The 19,223-nt window shown below is 56.6% G+C and carries 18 protein-coding genes; 11 read left to right on the top strand and 7 right to left on the bottom strand.

Features of this window, described 5'->3' with window-relative positions; all coding sequences use genetic code 11:
* Nucleotides 1–151 precede the first annotated feature (151 nt).
* Nucleotides 152–1,033, bottom strand: coding sequence for an NRDE family protein (locus tag ACJJIF_RS12955; protein WP_444928768.1), 882 nt, complete (start codon nt 1,031–1,033; stop codon nt 152–154).
* 35 nt (nt 1,034–1,068) lie between these two features.
* Here ACJJIF_RS12955 and lgt point away from each other — a divergent pair, with 35 nt between their 5' ends.
* The 10 genes from lgt (at nt 1,069) to ACJJIF_RS12905 (ending at nt 9,635) form a co-directional block, all read left to right on the top strand.
* Nucleotides 1,069–1,923 (top strand): prolipoprotein diacylglyceryl transferase, encoded by an 855-nt coding sequence (gene lgt, locus ACJJIF_RS12950; protein WP_444928767.1) that lies wholly within the window; start codon nt 1,069–1,071, stop codon nt 1,921–1,923.
* Between the two features lie 6 nt (nt 1,924–1,929).
* A complete protein-coding gene (locus tag ACJJIF_RS12945) occupies nt 1,930–2,763 on the top strand; it encodes a thymidylate synthase (protein WP_444928766.1) in 834 nt (277 codons plus the stop codon).
* A gap of 9 nt (nt 2,764–2,772) precedes the next feature.
* On the top strand, nt 2,773–3,282 hold the full coding sequence (locus ACJJIF_RS12940; protein ID WP_444928765.1) for a dihydrofolate reductase: 510 nt from the start codon (nt 2,773–2,775) through the stop codon (nt 3,280–3,282).
* Nucleotides 3,283–3,569: 287 nt separating this feature from the next.
* On the top strand, nt 3,570–4,352 hold the full coding sequence (locus ACJJIF_RS12935; protein WP_444928764.1) for a DUF3450 domain-containing protein: 783 nt from the start codon (nt 3,570–3,572) through the stop codon (nt 4,350–4,352).
* Nucleotides 4,349–5,719 carry a MotA/TolQ/ExbB proton channel family protein gene (locus tag ACJJIF_RS12930; protein ID WP_444928763.1) on the top strand — a complete coding sequence of 457 codons (1,371 nt, stop codon included), beginning with the start codon at nt 4,349–4,351 and terminating at the stop codon, nt 5,717–5,719. The genes ACJJIF_RS12935 and ACJJIF_RS12930 overlap by 4 nt, the downstream gene beginning before the upstream one ends.
* A 14-nt stretch (nt 5,720–5,733) precedes the next feature.
* Nucleotides 5,734–6,261 carry a MotA/TolQ/ExbB proton channel family protein gene (locus ACJJIF_RS12925; protein ID WP_444915343.1) on the top strand — a complete coding sequence of 176 codons (528 nt, stop codon included), beginning with the start codon at nt 5,734–5,736 and terminating at the stop codon, nt 6,259–6,261.
* A 112-nt stretch (nt 6,262–6,373) separates the two neighbouring features.
* On the top strand, nt 6,374–6,775 hold the full coding sequence (locus ACJJIF_RS12920) for an ExbD/TolR family protein (protein ID WP_108734754.1): 402 nt from the start codon (nt 6,374–6,376) through the stop codon (nt 6,773–6,775).
* 5 nt (nt 6,776–6,780) lie between these two features.
* The gene (locus tag ACJJIF_RS12915) at nt 6,781–7,398 is read left to right on the top strand and encodes an energy transducer TonB (RefSeq protein ID WP_444928762.1); all 618 of its coding nucleotides are present in this window, start codon (nt 6,781–6,783) and stop codon (nt 7,396–7,398) included.
* Between the two features lie 14 nt (nt 7,399–7,412).
* Nucleotides 7,413–8,765 (top strand): tetratricopeptide repeat protein, encoded by a 1,353-nt coding sequence (locus ACJJIF_RS12910; protein ID WP_444928761.1) that lies wholly within the window; start codon nt 7,413–7,415, stop codon nt 8,763–8,765.
* A 225-nt stretch (nt 8,766–8,990) separates the two neighbouring features.
* Nucleotides 8,991–9,635: an energy transducer TonB gene (locus ACJJIF_RS12905; RefSeq protein ID WP_444928760.1), complete on the top strand. Its 645-nt coding sequence runs from the start codon at nt 8,991–8,993 to the stop codon at nt 9,633–9,635.
* Nucleotides 9,636–9,674: 39 nt separating this feature from the next.
* Here ACJJIF_RS12905 and ilvD read toward each other — a convergent pair whose 3' ends face one another.
* The 6 genes from ilvD to ACJJIF_RS12875 all read right to left on the bottom strand — a co-directional run bounded on the left by ilvD (nt 9,675) and on the right by ACJJIF_RS12875 (nt 17,186).
* Nucleotides 9,675–11,507, bottom strand: a complete 1,833-nt coding sequence (gene ilvD, locus ACJJIF_RS12900) for a dihydroxy-acid dehydratase (RefSeq protein WP_444928759.1) — start codon at nt 11,505–11,507, stop codon at nt 9,675–9,677.
* Between the two features lie 135 nt (nt 11,508–11,642).
* A complete protein-coding gene (gene argA / locus ACJJIF_RS12895) occupies nt 11,643–12,956 on the bottom strand; it encodes an amino-acid N-acetyltransferase (protein WP_444928758.1) in 1,314 nt (437 codons plus the stop codon).
* A gap of 58 nt (nt 12,957–13,014) precedes the next feature.
* The gene (gene argE / locus ACJJIF_RS12890; RefSeq protein WP_444928757.1) at nt 13,015–14,178 is read right to left on the bottom strand and encodes an acetylornithine deacetylase; all 1,164 of its coding nucleotides are present in this window, start codon (nt 14,176–14,178) and stop codon (nt 13,015–13,017) included.
* A complete protein-coding gene (locus ACJJIF_RS12885) occupies nt 14,156–15,034 on the bottom strand; it encodes a carboxylate/amino acid/amine transporter (protein WP_444928756.1) in 879 nt (292 codons plus the stop codon). Before ACJJIF_RS12885 ends, argE begins: the two co-directional genes overlap by 23 nt.
* Before the next feature lie 189 nt (nt 15,035–15,223).
* Complete coding sequence (locus ACJJIF_RS12880) at nt 15,224–16,498, bottom strand: inorganic phosphate transporter (protein ID WP_444928755.1); 1,275 nt, start codon at nt 16,496–16,498, stop codon at nt 15,224–15,226.
* A gap of 10 nt (nt 16,499–16,508) precedes the next feature.
* Nucleotides 16,509–17,186 carry a TIGR00153 family protein gene (locus ACJJIF_RS12875; RefSeq protein WP_444928754.1) on the bottom strand — a complete coding sequence of 226 codons (678 nt, stop codon included), beginning with the start codon at nt 17,184–17,186 and terminating at the stop codon, nt 16,509–16,511.
* A 146-nt stretch (nt 17,187–17,332) separates the two neighbouring features.
* Here ACJJIF_RS12875 and tfpB point away from each other — a divergent pair, with 146 nt between their 5' ends.
* Entirely contained in the window at nt 17,333–19,108 is a 1,776-nt protein-coding gene (tfpB, locus tag ACJJIF_RS12870; protein WP_444928753.1) for a type IV pilus assembly ATPase TfpB, read from the top strand.
* Nucleotides 19,109–19,223: the final 115 nt, after the last annotated feature.

Raw genomic sequence — 19,223 nt, 5'->3', positions numbered from 1 at the left:
TCTTTTTAGAGTAAGGATTTTCGAATAATGTATTTTGCGCCAATATTCTTTCTCTGTGCCTCAAGGGCAGGCGGCCCATAGAAGTAATTTGACTAGCTGGCGGTGCATTAGACAAAAAAATACGCCCAATTCAACGGTTAGTGCGAGAAATTTAGGCTAACTGTGGCGTTTTGAGGTGGCGCAGGGGGCCACTCGGCGCGCCGTTGACAAATGTCTGTTCCCACAGTTGGCAGTGCCCCTTGCGGTCAATGGTGATCACGGTACTGGCGCGGGTGCCGTAGCCGCCACTGGGGAGCATGGCCGCTGTCGCCGGGCTATTGGCAACTATGTGGATGAATATAGGCGAGAGCGCCCGCTCGATCTCTGTTGCCAACCCGGTTTGCGGCAGCTGTGGGTCCGGCGCGGGGGTACGGTCTCTGAGCAGTGCCAGGGCCGGTTCGACAAAGTTCGCAAACGTCACCGGCTGGTCGGCTCCAGGTATGATCTCGGCCAGCGCCGCTTTGCCTCTCTCTACCTTGGGCCAGGGTTCGTCCGCTGCGCCGTTGGAGATACCGTGAATACCCGCTGTAAAAATAAATGGCGTGTGCCGGTTGCCGGCACACGCGAGCGAGTTTTCACTATCGATGTCAAATAGCAGGGCGTTAAAGCCTCTGTAGCGTTGAGGTTGTAGGGATTGGATAAATTGTTCCGGACTATCCCGTTTGCATAGAAACTGCTGTGGTATCTCCCCGCGGGACAGTGCCTCTAGGGGCTCCGGCACCCCCGGTTCGCGGACATTGGTCACCGCTGCGATTCGTCCGGGGGATGCTCCGGCCCAGGTTCCCCGGGCCTCCAGATCTCTACCGGCGATTAACTGAGTGCCCGGCCAGCGCGCCGCAGGGGCGCTTGGGCGCCGATAGAACTCGTCGCGATTGGCGATCAAAAGCAGTGGATAGCTCGGGTGGCATTGGTAGGCAAATAGCAGTAGACACATGGCGATCTTCCCGGATCTAGAGACAAGCCGCCCTTTCACAGCGGGGGGCTTTGCGACCATAATACGCCCTTTTAATTAGCAATCGCGATTCCCCCATGCTGACCTATCCCGAAATCGATCCGGTAGCCTTTGCAATAGGCCCTTTAAAAGTGCACTGGTATGGGCTGATGTACCTGACCGGCTTTGTCGCGGCCTGGTGGTTGGCACTGCGCCGCAGCGCTAAACCCTGGTCGCCGGTGATTAAATCCGAAGTGGAGGACCTGATCCTCTACTGCGCCATTGGTGTCGTTCTCGGTGGCCGCCTGGGATATATGTTCTTTTATAACTTCCCCCAATTGCTCGAAGACCCGCTATCGCTGATTCGTTTGTGGGAGGGGGGAATGAGTTTCCACGGTGGCCTGATCGGGGTGATATTGGCCACCGTGCTCTACGCGCGCAAGATTGGTACAACCTTTCCGGCCCTGATTGATTTCGTCGCTCCGCTGGTGCCCATCGGGCTCGGGCTCGGGCGAATCGGTAACTTTATTGGTCAGGAGCTCTGGGGGCGCGAAACCGAGGGCCCCTGGGGCATGGTCTTCCCGAGGGACCCGGAGCTTCTGGTCCGACATCCATCCCAGCTGTATCAGGCCTTCCTGGAGGGGTTGGTACTCTTTGCGCTGCTCTGGTGGTTTTCCAGTAAGCCGCGCCCGCGCCTCGCGGTAGGCGGTATGTTCGTGATGTTCTACGGAATTTTCCGCTTCCTGGTGGAGTTTGTCCGCGAGCCCGACGGGCATATTGGTTTTGATTTATTTGGTTGGATGACCCGTGGGCAGCTGTTGAGTTTGCCGATGATTATTGCCGGCATTGCATTGCTGGTGTGGAGTTATAAAACCCAGTCTCTGCCAGAGGGGCGGAGTGGGCAGAGTAAGGGTAAGAAGACAGGGTCTTCCCGAGTTAAAGGCGGAGCATAGCAATAGATGAAGCAGTATCTCGATCTAATGCGCCATGTGCGCGATAACGGCACCGTTAAGGGTGACCGTACCGGCACTGGCACCCTCAGTGTATTTGGCTACCAAATGCGCTTTGATTTGGCCGAGGGGTTTCCCCTGATCACCACGAAAAAGTGTCACTTGCGCTCGATTATTCACGAGCTGCTGTGGTTTTTGCAGGGGGACACCAATATCCGCTACCTTCAGGACAACAAGGTGCGGATCTGGGATGAGTGGGCCACTGAGGAGGGCGACTTGGGCCCGGTTTATGGCCACCAGTGGCGTTCCTGGCCCACCCCGGATGGCCGCCAGATCGATCAGATAGAGCAGCTGGTGGATCAGTTGAAAACCCGCCCGGACTCCCGGCGCCTGATGGTTAGTGCCTGGAACCCCGCTGACCTGCCGGACGAAGGTGTCTCCCCGGCCGATAATGCCCGCGAAGGGCGCATGGCCCTGGCGCCCTGCCACGCTCTGTTTCAGTTCTATGTGGCCGACGGCAAGCTGTCCTGCCAGCTGTATCAGCGCAGTGCAGATATCTTCCTGGGGGTGCCCTTTAATATCGCCTCCTATAGCTTGCTGACTCTGATGCTGGCGCAGGTATGCGGTTTGCAGCCCGGTGAGTTTATCCACACCTTTGGCGATGCCCACCTCTACTCCAACCATATGGAGCAGGTTGAGCTGCAATTGCAGCGCGAGCCCCTTCCCCTGCCGCAGATGCACCTGAATCCAGAGGTGCAAGACCTGTTCTCTTTCCGCTTTGAGGACTTTGAACTCAAAGACTACGAGGCCTACCCACATATTCCAGCACCGGTAGCGATCTAGGGGGCAGCGATGACGGTTTCTATTGCGTTGATTGCGGCGGTTGCCCGCAATGGTGCTATCGGCAAGGATAACGAGCTGCCCTGGCGCATCTCCGGTGACTTGCAGTTTTTCAAGCGCACCACCATGGGGAAACCTGTGGTTATGGGAAGAAAGACCTTTGAGTCAATTGGTCGCCCCCTGCCGGGGCGGGTCAATATTGTCATTACGCGTAATCCCGACTGGCTTGCAGATGGCGTCGAGGTGGTCCAGTCTCTGGATCAAGCCCTCAGTTTGGCTCAAAACTGCGCAAAAGACAGCGGAGCCAGCGAGGTGATGGTTATCGGTGGCGCACAGATTTACCGCCAGGCACTGCCACTCGCCACCCGCTTATATGTCACTGAAGTGGATGCAGATGTCGATGGGGATGCCTTTTTCCCCGATATTGATGACTCTTGGGTCGAGTCGGTACGCGAGTGTTACCGGGCCTCCGACAGGAATGAGTACAACTACTCATTAGTCCAATATGACAGATTTAAATAAAAACAATTTGATCAAAACTTGATCGATCTGTTAAATTCTCCGACAGCTTACACAGGAAACGTCGCCGCGAATGTGTGCAAGTGACTCGGAAATGTTACCCAAGTGTTACCTTGTTACCCAAGCGGGCCGATGCTGGCAATCGGCATTTGAATAATCAAATCGGCTGTTTACAATGTGCGGCTCTTAGCTGTCTTCTAACCAATGTTTTTAAAACAAAAGGACACCGCGTTGTGGCAGCTAACTCATCGCGACCATGTTGTGAAATATTGAACCCACTGGGGGGTCTAATGAAAACCAAGCGATTCATGGCTGTGGCGCTGACCACTGCGCTGTCTGCCGGCGCGCTCTACGGCAGCGTAGCCACTGCGGATACTCTCGATAACGTACTCGCCGTCGGCCAGCAGAAAACCACTGCGGCCCAGGCATCGCAAAAACGCATCGACAAGATTGCCGACGAAACCAGCAGCCTGCTGCAGGACTTCAAGGTGGTTAACAAAGAAATCGATGGTCTGCGCGTATACAACCGTCAGCTGGAGAAGCAGCTGGCCAACCAGCTCGAAGTAATCAATGAGCTGGACGAGTCTATTGCCAACGTTACTGTTATTGAGCGTCAGATTCAGCCGCTGATCCTGCGTATGCTGGACGGCCTGGAACAGTTCATCGAGCTGGACGCACCGTTCAAGCTGGAAGAGCGTATGGCGAACCTCAATGGTGTTAAGAGCACCATGGACCGCTCCGATATCAGCGTTGCGGAGAAGTTCCGCCAGGTGCTGGAGCTGTACAACTTCGAAGCTGAATACGCCCGTAAGATCGACTCTTACCGCGACACTCTGACCGTTGCCGGTCAGGAGCGTGAAGTGAGCGTTCTGCAAATCGGCCGTATCGCCCTGCTGGCTCAGACTACTGATGCTGAAATTTCCCTCGCCTATGACAAAGCCAACAGCGCGTGGGTTGAGATCGATGCTGGTGAATACCGCCGCGCTCTCATGAACGGTCTGAAAATTGCCAAGAAACAGGCCACTATCGACATCATGACCATGCCGATTCCGGCTCCGGAGGCAGCGCAATGAAAACCTCTTTCGCCAAACGCGTTTTAGTAGCGGCAGCAGCTGGCCTGATCAGCTTCTCCGCAGTTGCTCAGGAGAAGGCCGCTTCCCTGGACGACCTGTTGAAAATGGTTAAGGACTCCAAAGTTGCCGAGTCCAGAGAGCACAAGCAGCGCGAAGCTGAGTTCCGCCGTCAAAAGGCCAACCAGAACGCCCTGCTGAACCAAGCTAAAAACACCCGTACCGCTGAAGAAAAGCGCTCTGCTGAACTGGAGAAGAAATACCAGGAGCAGGAAGTCGCTGTCGATCAGAAGCGCCAGCAACTGGACCAGCGCCTCGGCTCCCTGAAAGAGCTGTTCGGCCACATGTCCTCTACTGCTGCCGACCTGCGAGCCAACATCGGTTCCTCTCTGGTATCCGCTCAGTACCCGGGTCGTACAGAATTCATCGACGGTCTTCTGGCCAAGATGAACAGTGCTACCAAGCTGCCGACAATCGAAGAGATCGAGCGCCTGTGGTTTGAGATTCAGCGCGAAACCGTTGAGTCCGGCAAGATCGTTAAGTTCAACGCAACTGTGATCAAGCCCAACGGCGAGCAAGCTGAGCAGGAAGTGGTTCGTGTAGGTAACTTCAACCTGGTTTCCAACGGTAAATACCTGGAAATGAACAATGCCTACAAAATGGCTGAGCTGATCCGTCAGCCGGATGCCAAGTTCCAAGGCATGGCTGAAGCTCTGCAAGCTTCTACCAGCGGCTTCAGTGCCTTCGGTGTAGACCCGACTGGCCCTACCGGTGGTTCCTACCTGAAAGCCATGATCAACAGCCCGGACATCGTAGAGCGCTGGCACCAGGGTGGTATCGTGGGCTACATCATCTCCGCAGTTGGTGCCTTCGCAATGCTGCTGGCTATCTTCCGCCTGATCGTTCTGACCGGTGTTAGCGGTAAAGTAAATGCACAGTTGCGTTCCTCTACCCCGAACACCAATAACCCACTGGGCCGCGTACTGTCTGTTGCGGAAGAGAACAAGGGTGTAGACGGTGAAACCCTCGAACTGAAGATGGAAGAAGCGGTACTGAAAGAGCGTCCGGCGATCGAATCCGGCCTCAACCTGCTGAAGATCATCGCCATGGTTGCTCCGCTGCTGGGTCTGCTGGGTACCGTTACCGGTATGATCATCACCTTCCAGGCGATCACTATCTTTGGTGCGGGTGATCCCAAGGCAATGGCCGGCGGTATTTCCTCAGCCCTGATCACTACTGTTCTCGGTCTGGTTGTGGCTATCCCAACCGTTCTGATGCACACCGTAGTTAATGGCCGTGCCAAGCGTGTCCTGCACATTCTGGAAGAGCAGAGTGCTGGTATCGTGGCAGAAAACGCCGAGCGCAAATAAGAGGAGGCGGCAACATGCACGCATTAAATGACGCATGGGCCGCCGTCAACGCCTTTATGGCGTCGGGCGGGCCAGTACTGTTCCTGATCGCCGGCCTGACCTTCTTTATGTGGACGCTGATTTTTGAACGTATTTTCTACTTTAACAAAGGGTTGAAAAGTGACGTTCAGGGTGCGGTAGACCAGTGGGAGGGGCGCGGTGAGCGCAAATCCTGGGGTTCGCACCAGATCCGTTATGCAATGATTTCCCGGGTATCCGAGAAAATTCAGGACAATATGGACATGATCCAAGCCTGTGTCGCCCTGGCCCCTCTGTTTGGGCTGCTGGGTACGGTTTGGGGCATGATCAACGTGTTCGATGTTCTCGCGATTACAGGTGGTGGCGACGCCAAGCAGATGGCCAGTGGTGTATCCATGGCAACTATCCCGACAATGGCGGGTATGGTTGCGGCCCTGTCAGGTGTATTTGCCAATACCTACCTCGCCCGTAAAGCTGAGCGTGAAACCCAGCTGCTGGAAGATCATCTGACAATGGATCACTAAGCATCCACCAGCGAATAAGCCAGCTTATTTGCTGTGAAGGTTTAGCCAAGCCAGATACTTTCGCCGGGGGCTCCCCGAGCCCCCGCTGGAAAAGTTCGCTAAGAGAGTTGCTATGAGCAAAAGACAAAATACGGCAGAAGAAGAAGCCGGCGCAATTGACCTCACGCCCATGCTGGACGTGGTGTTTATCATGCTGATCTTCTTTATCGTCACCGCGACCTTTATCAAGGAGCCGGGTGCTGATGTTGAGAAGCCGGAAGCGACAACCGCTGAACTCAAGGCCGCCTCTATTCTGGTAGCGATCAACGACAGTGACGAGGTCTGGATTGCCAAAGAGAAGGTCGATGAGCGTCAGGTACGAATTGTCCTGGAGCGTCTCTACTCGGAAAACCCGAAAGGGTGGTTGGTAATTCAGCCCGATAAGGGAGCGAGTATTGAGAAGATTGCCCTGATTGCAGAAGCAGCCAGGAAGATTGGTATCAAGAAAGTTTCCGTCGCTACAGAGAAGAGTTAACAGCTATGAATCCGGTAAGACTTCTTGGGGCAGGTACGCTGGCGTTAGCCACAACCTTTGGCCTCATCTTCACCATGCATCAGCTGATTGCGGCAAACATGAAGGCTCCAGAGGATAAGGAGCAGTTCAAGGTTGCCGATGTGGTGATGCCTGAGACGAAGATTGAAACACAGTACGACACCGCCAAGCCGGTAAAACCAGACGAGCCAGAGACTCCGCCACCGGAGATGCCGGAGCCCGACTTTGAGGAGCCGAATATTGATGGCAGCATCAGTATCGCCGCTCCGAAAGCGGGGGGTGGGGTCAAACTGTCTGGTTTCAGTTTTGGTGAAGGTGACTACCTACCGATCGTAAAAGTACAGCCTCAGTATCCCCGTCGCGCGCTACAGCGCGGTATGGAAGGCTATGTAATCGTTGAGTACACAGTGACGACAAACGGTTCTGTACGCGACCCGGTCGTAATTGAGGCGTTTACGCTGCAAGGTAAACCGACCACGGTTTTCAATCGGGCTGCCCTGAAGTCCGCGCTGAAGTACAAGTACAAGCCGCGGGTAGTCGATGGCAAGCCGACCGAAGTTCCTAATGTTAGGACTAAGATCAGCTTTAACATGGCTAAGGACTAAAAAGGGGAAGCACTATGAAGTTGACGACCATCACTAAAGGTTTGTCCAAGTTCGCTCTGCGCACGTCAGTAGCGCTACCCTTGGTTCTGGCACCGACGGTCAGCGTTACCGTGTTGGATGCGGTGGGTGTATCGGCACCTTTCGCCTCTGCACAGGCGCAGGAACAAAAAAAGCCGAGCAAAGAAAAAACCCGTAAAGTTCCGGCGATGCGTGAAGCTGCGTATAAGAAGCTGGAAAAAGCCCAGGAAGCTGCGGATGCAGAGGATTGGGCGGCGGCACTAGTTGCACTGCAAGAAATGGATGCAGCTAAGAAGCGCTTCAACGGCTATGAAATTGCCCAGATGTATAACTTCTTCGGTGTTGTTTACTACAGCACGGAGCGTTACAAAGAGGCGATTCCCTACTTTAAAAAGGTGTTGGATCAGGGTGAAAAAAACCTGCCGGTAGCTTTAGAAGTGGGCACTTTGTTTACCCTGGCTCAGCTGTATTTTGTCACTGAGGATTACAAGCAGGCGATTAACTACCTAAACAAGTGGTTTAAGGTTTCCGATCGCATCACTGCGGACTCCTACGCCTTGCGCGCCCAGGCTTACAATCAGATTGGCAACCAGGACAAGGCACTCGCGGATATCAATGTTGCGGTATCCATGTACGAGAAAGAGGGCAAAACACCCAAGGAAAGCTGGTACGGATTGCAGCAGTACGTTTATTTCGAGCGCACTGACTACAAGAGCGTATCCTCCGTTCTGGAAAAGCTGGTGCAGTACTATCCTAAGCCTGTGTACTACAAAACGCTGGCTGCTATGTACGGTGAGCTCAAGCGCGACAAGGACCAGCTGCATATGATGGAAGCAGCTTACCTTGCCGGAGCCCTGGAGAAGGACAGAGACTTGCTGAATATGGGTTATCTCTTTATGGGGCATGAAATGCCTTATAAAGGAGCCAAGGTGATTGCCAAGGGTATTCAAGAGAAGAAGATCCCGCGCACGGCGAAAAACCTGGAAACCCTGGCCCAGGCCTACCAGATGGCCCAGGAGCTGCAAAAGGCGATTCCCCAGTTGGAAGCGGCCGCACAGCTTTCCGATAAAGGCGAGATCTATTCACGCCTGGCCGGTATCTACCTGGACCTGGACCAGAGCGAGAAAGCCATTTCCATGGGCAAAAAAGCCCTGGCCAAAGGTGGCATTAAGCGCGTTGACCAGCTGCATATCGTAATGGGTATGGCCAGTGCCAACCTGAAACGCTATGACTCAGCCTTAAAAAGTCTCAAGCTTGCACTGAAGGACGAGCGTTCTGAGAAGTTCGCCAAGCAGTGGATTACCTTTGTCGAAGGTGAAAAGGAGCGTGAAGCGCAGCTGGCTATTTAGTACCAGTTAAGGGTTTCACTTCCACTAAAGCCGCGCAGCAATGCGCGGCTTTTTTTATGCTTTTTTGTCTCTGTTTTGCGATATAAAAATTTGAGACAACCTGTATTAACGAACTATTTGCATTTTTTTGTGAATTGGCTAATGATTAAAGTCAGCTGATCAGCTTTTCCATTTTCGGCACAAGGATGCCGCTTATCGCACCCTAACAATAATAGGAGAGGTGTTATGGACAGAGCTTGCCAGTCGATTTCCAACCCCATATTTTTCCCCCCTCATCTGCTCGCGGGTTACGCGAAAGGCCTGGGCTATGCCGCAGCGACAACTGCGGGGTTACTTTTTTTGATGAGCCAGCTGGTGGCAACGGATATTGAGGAGCCGGCAGTGCAATCTCTAGCGCCGATAAAGCCGATACATATGCCGAAGCAGGTGATCATTACGGAAAACTATGAGGCACCTGCGCCACCACAAAAAGTGATTGAACAGCCGACTATGCGGACTGAGGAAACTGAGGTAGTGCCGGTCAAAATAGATGTAGTGATTGGTACACCCACGCCAGTCACTGCCACGGGAGTGCAAATATCTCGCGATCCCCTGCCGGTCTATAAAGCGAAACCGCGCTACCCGAATGCCGCATTGCGCAGGGGGATTGAGGGCTATGTGGTTGTGGAATTCACCGTGACTAAAACAGGCGCGGTGCGCGATGCCCGTGTGGTTGGAGGTTACGATTCCAAAGGCAACCCCACGAATGTGTTTAATCGCTCCGCCATCGCGGCGGCAGAGCGCTTTAAATACCGCCCGCAAATGGAGGGCGGCCAAGCGGTTGAGCGCTACGGGGTGCGCAATCGGATTAGCTATAAATTGGCGGAATAAAAAAACGGCCCTCAGGGGCCGTTTTTTAGCGCAGCTTAATCAGTCAATTTCTCTCACTGCGCCCCGGTCCGCGCTGGTGGCGAGCATGGCATAGGCCTTGAGCGCCTTGCTCACCTTGCGGGGGCGCTCTGCGACAGGTTTCCAGCCGCTGGGGCTCGCGTCCATTTCCCGGCGGCGCTTGTCGAGTTCATCTTCCTCTATAGCGATCTCAATTTTTCTCGCCGGGATATCGATACGTATTGGGTCGCCATTGCGCACCAGGGCGATATTCCCCCCAGCGGCCGCCTCCGGTGATACATGTCCGATAGAGAGGCCCGAGGTGCCGCCGGAGAAGCGGCCATCGGTAATTAATGCGCAGTGCTCCCCGAGCCCTTTGGACTTCAGGTAACTGGTGGGATAGAGCATCTCCTGCATGCCGGGTCCACCTTTGGGGCCCTCGTAGCGAACGATAACCGCCTCGCCTTTGCTGACTTTTCCCGCGAGGATATTGGCAACGGCCTCCTCTTGACTCTCCACGATATGGGCGGGGCCCTCAAACTTCCACAGCGACTCATCGACGCCGGAGGTCTTCACCACGCAGCCATTGGGGGCCAGATTGCCAAACAGCACAGCGAGCCCGCCCTCTGCGGAGTAGGCGTATTCTGCCGAGCGGATACAGCCGCGCTGGCGATCGGCATCCAGAGTGGACCAGCGACAGTCCTGGCTGAAAGCGGTTTGGGTGGGGATACCTGCGGGCCCTGCGCGGTAGAACTCGAGCACAGACGGGTCGTCAGTGCGGCAAATATCCCAGCGGGCCAGGGCATCGGCGAGTGAGCCGCCGTAAGCCGTGGGTTGAGAGGCGTCGATAAGCCCGGCGGCCTCCAATTCGCCCAGGATCGCCATAACACCGCCGGCGCGGTGTACATCTTCTACATGGTATTTCTCGGTATTCGGGGCTACCTTGCACAGCTGCGGTACTTCGCGGGAGAGGCGGTCGATATCTTCCAGGGTGAAGTCAATCTCCCCCTCCTGGGCGGTGGCCAGCAGGTGCAGGATCGTATTGGTGGAGCCTCCCATGGCGATATCGAGTGCCATGGCATTGCGGAAGGCGGTTTGGTTGGCGATATTGCGCGGCAGGGCAGTCTCGTCATCCTGTTCGTAATAGCGTTTGGTCAGGGTTACGATCTCGCGGCCAGCGCGCAGGAATAGCTCTTTGCGATCGGCGTGGGTCGCCAGCATAGTGCCGTTGCCGGGCAGTGACAGGCCCAGGGCCTCGGTAAGGCAGTTCATGGAGTTGGCCGTGAACATACCGGAGCAGGAGCCGCAGGTGGGGCAGGCGGAGCGCTCGTACTCGGCTACCTCCTCATCGGAGGCCGTATCTGTGGCGGCGATCACCATAGCGTCCACCAGGTCGAGCTTGTGGTCGGCCAGTTTGGTTTTGCCGGCCTCCATGGGGCCGCCGGAGACAAAGATTACCGGAATATTCAGGCGCATAGCGGCCATCATCATGCCCGGGGTGATCTTGTCACAGTTGGAGATACAAACCAGGGCGTCGGCGCAGTGGGCATTGACCATGTATTCCACGGAGTCGGCGATAATTTCGCGGCTGGGCAGGCTGTAGAGCATGCCGTCGTGCCCCATGGCAATACCGTCGTCCACCGCGATGGTATTGAATTCCTTCGCCACACCACCGGCGCGCTCAATCTCCCTGGCGACAAGCTGCCCCATATCCTTGAGGTGCACATGTCCGGGGACAAACTGGGTAAAAGAGTTGGCAATGGCAATAATCGGCTTGTGGAAGTCCTCATCCGTCATACCGGTGGCGCGCCACAAGGCGCGGGCTCCGGCCATATTGCGACCGGCGGTAGAGGTGCGGGAGCGGTATTGGGGCATAGTCACAGATTCCAGCTGGCAACAATGAATGTGCCAGCTTAACAAGAAACGGATTTTTCTGGGATGTTTTTGCGCCTTAACGATCCATAAAAGGAAAATTAAGGATAAACATCTCAAACCCTATGGCTCTGTGGGCTAGGTCTTGCCCAGGTGTTTGCGCAGGATTCTCGAGTTGCGCTGGATGTTGTATAGGGATTTTCGCGCCGCTGGCAGTTCGCTGATACCCACCTGCTCAAAGCCCTGCTCGATAAACCAGTGTTCGGTCTGGGTGGTGAGAACGTAGAGCTCATCGACATCCACCGCTTGCGCCTGTCGCTCTAGGTGGCGCATCAGCTTGGCGCCGCGCCCACCGCCGCGAAACTCCGGGTGGCTGGCGAGGCAGGCGATTTCAGCTGCCGTGGTTGTGCCCTGGTCATCCCGAATGGGGTAGAGAGCGGCGCAGGCCACCGGGGTACCGTCTACTTCCACGAGTGTGAAGTGCTCAATTTCCGCCTCGAGTTTCTCGCGGGAGCGCCGCACCAGTACGCCCTCTTTTTCCAGCGGGCGGATCAGGCCGAGAATACCGCCCACATCGGTAATTCGCGCTCTGCGCACCACCTCGTAACTGTCCCGGTAAATCATGGTACCGGCGCCCTCGCGGCGAAACAGCTCCTGAATTAAGGCGCCGTTTTGGCGAAAACTGAGCAGGTGAGTGCGTGCAATGCCGGCATTGCAGGCGCGAATCGCGCAGCGCAGCGCAGCGCTTGGCACCCTGGATGAAACCTGTTCGGCTTGCAATATGCTCAGCTCGTGTACGGCATTTCCATCCACTTGGAGTTGTTCGGGTTCGCGAAATAGCACCAGTTTTTCGGCGCGCAGCACTCTGGAAGCCTCGGCGGCCAGGTCGAGGTAATTGATATTGAAGAGCTCCCCGGTCAGGGAGGTGCCCAGGGGGGAGAGGAGGACCAGGGCGCCCTGGTCCAGGGTCTGCTCCAGGGTGCCGACATCCATACGCCTTACGGTGCCGGTCCAACCCAGGTCTACGCCATCCAAAACGCCGCTGGGGCGGGCGGTGACAAAATTTCCCGAGACCACCTTGAGTGCTGAGCGCGCCATGGGGGAGTCCGGTAGCCCCTGGGAAAACGCGGCTTCAATATCGAAGCGCAGTTTGCCCACTACGGATTTAACCACCTCCAAAGTCTCGCGGTCGGTAACGCGCTGGCTCTCGTGAAATCGATTTTCAATACCGCGCTGGTCCAGATCCCGATTGATCTGTTCCCGCGCGCCGTGCACAACAACCAAGCGCACGCCGAGGCTGGCGAGCAGGGCCATATCGTGGACCAGATTGCGGAAGTTGGCGTGTTCCAAAGCGTTGCCGGGAATACCGATGACCAGAGTGCGACCGCGCAGGTCGTTGATGTAGGGCGCCGCGTGGCGGAACCAGTTCAGGGAGGCGTTATCGTCGCTCACTAATTATTACCGTGTGCAAGTCTTGTGATGTTATAGCCCCGGAGGCAGCGCAGGCTTATTACAGGCAGAAGCGGCCAATTAAGTCGCGCAGAATATTGACCATAGGGTTGATACGATCCAGGGCGAGAAATTCGTCCGGCTGATGGGCTTGATCAATATCGCCGGGGCCCAGCACGATAGTGTCAATATTCAAACTCTTCAAGTAGGGGGCCTCGGTGCCAAAGGCGACACTTTCCGCAGGGTGGCCACAGAGCTGCTCTGCGGCCTTTACCAACTCGGAGTGGGCATCCTGCTCAAAGGGCTCGGTACCGGGAAATAAGGAGGTTACCGCCACCTGAATTTTAGGGTCCTGTGGAATGGTGAGGATGCGCCGGTTTAACTCTTCCCGCAGGTCTGTGAGTTGCATCCCCGGCAGCGGGCGAATATCAAACTGAAGCTCTGTGTGGCCGCAGATTCTATTGGGGTTGTCACCCCCATGGATACAGCCCAGATTCATTGTGGGCACGGGAACGGTAAACCCGGGGTTGTTGTATTTCTGCTGCCACTCCTGGCGCAGGGTTAACAGCTCGCCGACGACTTTGTGCATGGCTTCGAGTGCGCTGGCTCCCAGGCTGGGGTCCGATGAGTGGCCGGATTGCCCGGTAATGCGCACCGCCTCCATCATTACGCCTTTGTGCATGCGGATCGGGCGGAGTCCGGTGGGTTCGCCGATCACGGCGTAGCGCGCCCGGGGTTTGCCGGCCTCGACCAGGGCGCGGGCGCCGCTCATACTGGTCTCTTCATCGGCGGTGGCGAGGATAATCAGCGGCTTTTGCAGCGGCTTGTGGAGAAAAGTCTGCACGGCCTCTATCACCAGGGGGAAAAATCCCTTCATGTCACTGGTGCCGAGACCATAAAAGCGGTTATCGCGCTCTACAACTTTAAAGGGGTCCGATTGCCAGCGGTTTGCATCAAAGGGGACGGTGTCGGTATGCCCGGACAGGACGAGGCCGCCATCACCACCGCTGCTCCCCGCAAGTGTGGCGATCATATTGGCTTTATTGGGCGAGCCCTTGAGCGGCATTATCTCGACTGTGAAGCCGAGTGTTTCCAGCCAGCCGCCCAGAAGTTCGACTACCGGGCGATTGCCCATATCCAGAGAGGGGTCTGTCGCACTGATACTGGGACAGGCGATCAATTGGTGTAATTGGGTTTTCAGGTCAGGTACTGCGATACTCGCCATGGTGATGCTCCCTATTCTTATAGCGCCATTCATTCAGGATAACGGCGGCCCCGATCAGGCCTCCCCCCAGTGCGAGGCGGGCCAGATCGGCATCCCGGTTCCAGATTAACAGATTGACCAGAAGGCCCGCAGGAATCAGGGCATTGTTCATCGCCGCCAGGGTGCCGGTGGAAACCTGTGTGGCGCCCTTATTCCATAAAAAGTAGCCCAGGCCCGACGCCGCCAACCCCAGCCAGAGTAGCACCCCCCACTGCTGCAAACCCTGTGGGTACTGCGGCTTTCCAAACAGGAACCAAGCTGTCAGCGTGACCAGGCTGGCGCCGATAAAAAACCAGGCGAAGGTTTGTCGCGGCGGCAGGGCCTGCTCGCCGGACATCAGGCGCTTGTATGCGACCTGTCCCAGGGCAAAACACAGATTGGCGCCCTGGACGACCGCAAAGCCGAGCCAGAAATCGCTGCTGGGAGAGCCCCAGCGAATCGTGGCGGCCCCCAATACGGCGACGGCGGCGATAGTGAGGTTCCAGGGAGAGATGTGCCTGTTTAGGAGGTCTTCAAGGGCGGTGATATACAGGGGGGTGAAAATGGTAAAGAGTAATACCTCGGGAACACTGAGCAGCAGGAATGACTGGTAGTAAAACAAATACATCAGTCCCAGCTGCACCGCGCCGATTACGATTAAGTGGATGGCGGTGCGGGGAGGGCAGTCCCTCCATCTCAGCATGGGCAGAAATACGGCGCTAGCTAGCAGCACCCGAGTCATTGCCGAAAAATAGCTGTCCACCTGTCCGGCCAGGTAGACACCGATCAGGCTGAAAGAAAAGGCCCACAGCAGTGTGACGAACAACAGTAATGGCATCGGGGATAATTCGCAGGCATAGATGGATCGGCGGGCTTGGCCCGGCTTATTGCCCTAAATACTACTGCCGCTGGAGAAAAATAGATATCGACAGGAGAGACCGCAGTCGGTTGTTTTAGTTGGGGGCAGGGGCACAAAAAAGGGGGCTAAAGCCCCCTTGATACATGTGCTCTGTGTGCTACTTCAGTATCAGCCGAACAGGCCTTTAAAGAAGTAGAAGAACAGGATCGCAATACCCGCGCCCGCTGGCAGGGTAACGACCCAGGAGGCGGCGATCGTGGTGATCATACGCAGGTTGAGGGCGCCGATGCCCCGCGCCAGGCCGACGCCCAATACCGCGCCCACCAGGGTGTGGGTGGTGGAGATCGGCAGGCCGGTACCGGAGGCCAGTACTACGGTGGAGGCCGCACCCAGCTCGGCAGCGAAGCCGCGGCTCGGTGTCAGTTCGGTGATTTTTTTACCGATAGTGGCCATTACCTTGAAGCCGTAAGTCGCCAGGCCCACTACGATACCGACACCACCGAGCAGCAGTATCCACGAGGGCATGGTGGACTTCGCGGTGATAGCGCCGCTCTGGATGGTATTGACTACCGCCGCCAGAGGGCCGACGGCGTTGGCCACGTCGTTGGAGCCGTGGGCGAAGGCCATGGCACAGGCGGTGAAGATCATCAGAATCGCAAATACGCGCTCGACGTTGGCGAAACGGTTTTCCTCTTCCGCCGCCGGGTCGCGCTGAACGCGCTTGAGCATGGCGACACCGATACCGGCAACAGCGAGGCCCACCAGGGCGGCGATACCCGCATCCTGAATAAAGCTAAGCTGGATATTGGCATCTTTAAGCACGTGCTTGAGACCCTTGGTAAGGGTCACCATCGCAATCATCCAGCCCACGGCAAACATGTAGAAGGGGATGTAGCGCTTGGCGTTGTTGAAGGGGTCTTCCGTATCCAGGATCAGGCGCTGAACACTGCGGAATAGCATAAAGGATATGGTGCCCGCGAGTACCGGGGAGACCACCCAGCTGGCCACAATGCTGCCCACTTTGCCCCAGGATACCGCGTCTGCGGAGATACCCACCGCAGAGAAGCCGACAATGGCGCCGACAATAGAGTGGGTGGTGGATACCGGCCAGCCGAGGATACTGGCGACCAGTAGCCAGGTGCCCGCCGCCAGCAGTGCGGAAAGCATACCGTACACCAGCAAATGCGGCTGGTCGGCGAAAATCTCCGAATCGATAATGCCTTTGCGGATGGTTGCGGTAACCTCTCCGCCGGCCAAGTAGGCGCCGGCAAACTCAAAGATCATGGCGATCACAATCGCCTGTTTGATAGTCAGAGCACGGGAGCCAACGGAGGTCCCCATCGCGTTGGCCACGTCGTTGGCACCGACGCCCCAGGCCATAAAGAAGCCCGCGACACAGGCCAAAATCAATAAAATATGGCCGTATTGACTAATAATTTCCACGCCAAACCCCCTAACGTGCTAACAACAACTGCAATCGGTTACCCACGCTGTGGGCGCGATCGGCGAGTTCACCGATCCATTCAATAATCCGGTAGAGGAACATAACGTCCACCGGAGGTAAGTCTTTTTCAATGGCAAACAGTGACGCGCGGATCTCGACTTCGAGTTTGTCTGATTTGCGCTCCAGTTCGTCCAGCTCTTCGGTCATGCGCTTGGCGATATCCACCTCGCGCCCGGCAAAGCCGCTCTCCAGCAGTTCGTCCAGCTCGTTGATAGCGCGCAGTGCCTGTGCAGAGGTGGCGACAGCGCTCTCTACAAAGGTGGTCATCAACGATTGAAGCGGTGCGGGAATTTGCATTTTTCTCCCCACAGCCAGTCCCGCGATATCCTGCGCGGTGTTGGCCACTTCATCCTGGGCGTGCAGCAATTCCAGTAAATCGCTCCTGGATACCGGCATAAACAGGCTGTCCGGCATATGCAGGCGCAGGTCTCTCTTGATATCGTCGGCGCGGTTCTCCGAGGCAGAGATGCGCAATTGGATCTGTTCGGCCTCCTTGAGATCACCTTGAATCAGGGCCTCAAAGAAGGGAATCAGATCAGCCGATGCCTCGTGGGCCGTAGCCATATGCTTCTCGATTGGCTTAATCGGAGAGCGGCCAAATAAGTTGGCAATATTCGACAGGGCCATGGTTAGCTCCATTGCTCAGAATGCGAAAACGGCGGCATGGTACCCCAATCGGGGCAACTTCGTAACAGTGCGTTAACAGCGCACTTTCACAGCTTGATGATAGGGCTACAATGCAACGTCGCCATATGAGAATAAAGAGGTTGCCAATGGCAGAGAGCAGAGTCGCAGACCGCTTGCTGGAACTGCGCGGTTTACTCGAAGATCTGGTGGTGCAGGGCTTTGTCAGCCGAGAGGATGCCAACCGCATTGTCGGCACACCGCGCACCGCAGAACAGGCTCAGATGCACCCGCTCAGCTATATCGCCAGCTGTGATCTGGTAAATCGCAAACAGCCGGGCAGCCCGCTGGATAGTGAAACCCTCAGTGCCTGGCTGGCGGAGAGTTCCGCTCACCCCCTGTATCATATCGATCCGCTGAGGGTGAATGTGAGCGCGGTCACCGAGGTGATGAGCTTCCAGTTTGCCAAGCGCCACCAGATCCTCTGCGTCGAGGCGGGGGCTGACGAACTGCTGGTGGCAACGGCGCAGCCGTTTACCCACGGTTGGGAGGAGCAGCTGGAACACACCAGCGGCCGCAAGGTGCGGCGCGTGGTGGCGGATCCGGCCGATATCAAGCGGCACTGTGTCGAGTTTTACTCCCTCTCCAATTCAATCTCCGGTGCCAGTGGCCTAAAGGGCACCTCAGCGGCCAATAATTTTGAGCAGCTGTTGGAGTTGGGCGCCTTAAAAGATCCGGAAGCCAACGATCAGCACATCGTCAATATTGTCGACTGGCTGTTGCAGCACGCCTTTGATCAGCGCGCCAGTGATATCCATATTGAGCCGCGCCGGGAGGTGGGGCGCATTCGCTTTCGTATCGATGGGGTGTTGCACCCGATTCACGAGCTGCCAGATCAGGTGAACGCGGCGGTTACCAGTCGCCTGAAGATTCTCGGCCGCATGAATGTGGCGGAGAAGCGCAAACCCCAGGATGGCCGCATCAAGACCAAGAGGCCCGATGGCAGCGAGGTGGAGTTGCGCCTCTCGACGCTGCCCACCGCCTTCGGTGAGAAGCTGGTTATGCGGATCTTTGATCCAGAGGTGCTGGCGCGCTCCTACTCTGATCTGGGGCTTGGGGGAGAGGACCTGGCGCGCTGGCGGGGGATGCTGTCACGCCCCAACGGTATTGTGCTGGTTACCGGCCCCACCGGTTCGGGCAAGACCACGACCCTGTATACCGGCCTCAAGCAGCTGGCCACCAGCGCGGTGAATGTCTCCACCGTTGAAGACCCTATCGAAATGGTGGAGGAGAGCTTTAACCAGACCCAGGTCCACCACGGGATCGGCTTCGATTTTGCTGCGGGAATCAGAACCCTGATGCGCCAGGACCCGGATATCATTATGGTTGGTGAGATCCGCGACCTGGAAACTGCGCAGATGGCGGTCCAGGCGGCGCTGACCGGCCATCTGGTGATCTCCACCCTGCACACCAATGACGCCCCTACCGCAGTTACCCGCCTGTTGGACCTGGGCTTGCCGCACTATTTGTTGAAGTCCACCATCCTCGGGGTGATGGCCCAGCGCCTGGTGCGCACACTATGTCCCAACTGCAAGCAGGAGGACAAAATTGAAGAGGCCGACTGGCAGTCTCTGGTGAAACCCTGGAGAGCGCCGCTGCCTGAGAAGGTCTACCGGCCGGAAGGTTGCCTGGAGTGCCGCAATACCGGCTATCGCGGGCGCCAGGGGATTTATGAAATCCTGCCGTTTAGCGAACCGGTACAAGCTATTGTCACCTCGGATTGCGATCTACAGCAGCTGCGACGCCAGGCGATGCGCGAGGGTATGAACAGCCTGAGGCTTTCCGGTGCGAAAAAAGTGGCGGCGGGCCTGACCACTGTGGCAGAGGTGCTGCGCGTGGCTCCGCCGCCGGATATCGCCTTCTAGCCTCTCTGGCGCATCGCTTTGACTGGGGTGGGAGCTCACGGCTCTAGAGGCAGCTTGGCTCCGCCGCGTATAGTTACTCACTCTCACCGCGAGCTGCGCTATGCCCGCAGCTCAG

Source organism: Microbulbifer regidiadema (SeqCode) (genome assembly GCF_052467605.1).
The sequence above is the reverse complement of the archived record's forward strand: the minus strand, read 5'-3'. Positions and strand labels throughout refer to the sequence as shown.

Excerpts from the sequence above, each read along its gene's own strand:
- ACJJIF_RS12955 (WP_444928768.1), bottom strand. The coding sequence starts at position 1,033 with ATGGTCGCAAAGCCCCCCGCTGTGAAAGGGCGGCTTGTCTCTAGATCC.
- ACJJIF_RS12915 (WP_444928762.1), top strand. The coding sequence starts at position 6,781 with ATGAATCCGGTAAGACTTCTTGGGGCAGGTACGCTGGCGTTAGCCACA.
- tfpB (WP_444928753.1), top strand. The coding sequence starts at position 17,333 with ATGGCAGAGAGCAGAGTCGCAGACCGCTTGCTGGAACTGCGCGGTTTA.
- ACJJIF_RS12945 (WP_444928766.1), top strand. The coding sequence starts at position 1,930 with ATGAAGCAGTATCTCGATCTAATGCGCCATGTGCGCGATAACGGCACC.
- ACJJIF_RS12925 (WP_444915343.1), top strand. The coding sequence starts at position 5,734 with ATGCACGCATTAAATGACGCATGGGCCGCCGTCAACGCCTTTATGGCG.
- lgt (WP_444928767.1), top strand. The coding sequence starts at position 1,069 with ATGCTGACCTATCCCGAAATCGATCCGGTAGCCTTTGCAATAGGCCCT.
- ACJJIF_RS12935 (WP_444928764.1), top strand. The coding sequence starts at position 3,570 with ATGAAAACCAAGCGATTCATGGCTGTGGCGCTGACCACTGCGCTGTCT.
- ilvD (WP_444928759.1), bottom strand. The coding sequence starts at position 11,507 with ATGCCCCAATACCGCTCCCGCACCTCTACCGCCGGTCGCAATATGGCC.
- ACJJIF_RS12910 (WP_444928761.1), top strand. The coding sequence starts at position 7,413 with ATGAAGTTGACGACCATCACTAAAGGTTTGTCCAAGTTCGCTCTGCGC.
- ACJJIF_RS12905 (WP_444928760.1), top strand. The coding sequence starts at position 8,991 with ATGGACAGAGCTTGCCAGTCGATTTCCAACCCCATATTTTTCCCCCCT.
- ACJJIF_RS12920 (WP_108734754.1), top strand. The coding sequence starts at position 6,374 with ATGAGCAAAAGACAAAATACGGCAGAAGAAGAAGCCGGCGCAATTGAC.
- ACJJIF_RS12940 (WP_444928765.1), top strand. The coding sequence starts at position 2,773 with ATGACGGTTTCTATTGCGTTGATTGCGGCGGTTGCCCGCAATGGTGCT.
- ACJJIF_RS12930 (WP_444928763.1), top strand. The coding sequence starts at position 4,349 with ATGAAAACCTCTTTCGCCAAACGCGTTTTAGTAGCGGCAGCAGCTGGC.
- ACJJIF_RS12885 (WP_444928756.1), bottom strand. The coding sequence starts at position 15,034 with ATGCCATTACTGTTGTTCGTCACACTGCTGTGGGCCTTTTCTTTCAGC.
- ACJJIF_RS12875 (WP_444928754.1), bottom strand. The coding sequence starts at position 17,186 with ATGGCCCTGTCGAATATTGCCAACTTATTTGGCCGCTCTCCGATTAAG.
- argE (WP_444928757.1), bottom strand. The coding sequence starts at position 14,178 with ATGGCGAGTATCGCAGTACCTGACCTGAAAACCCAATTACACCAATTG.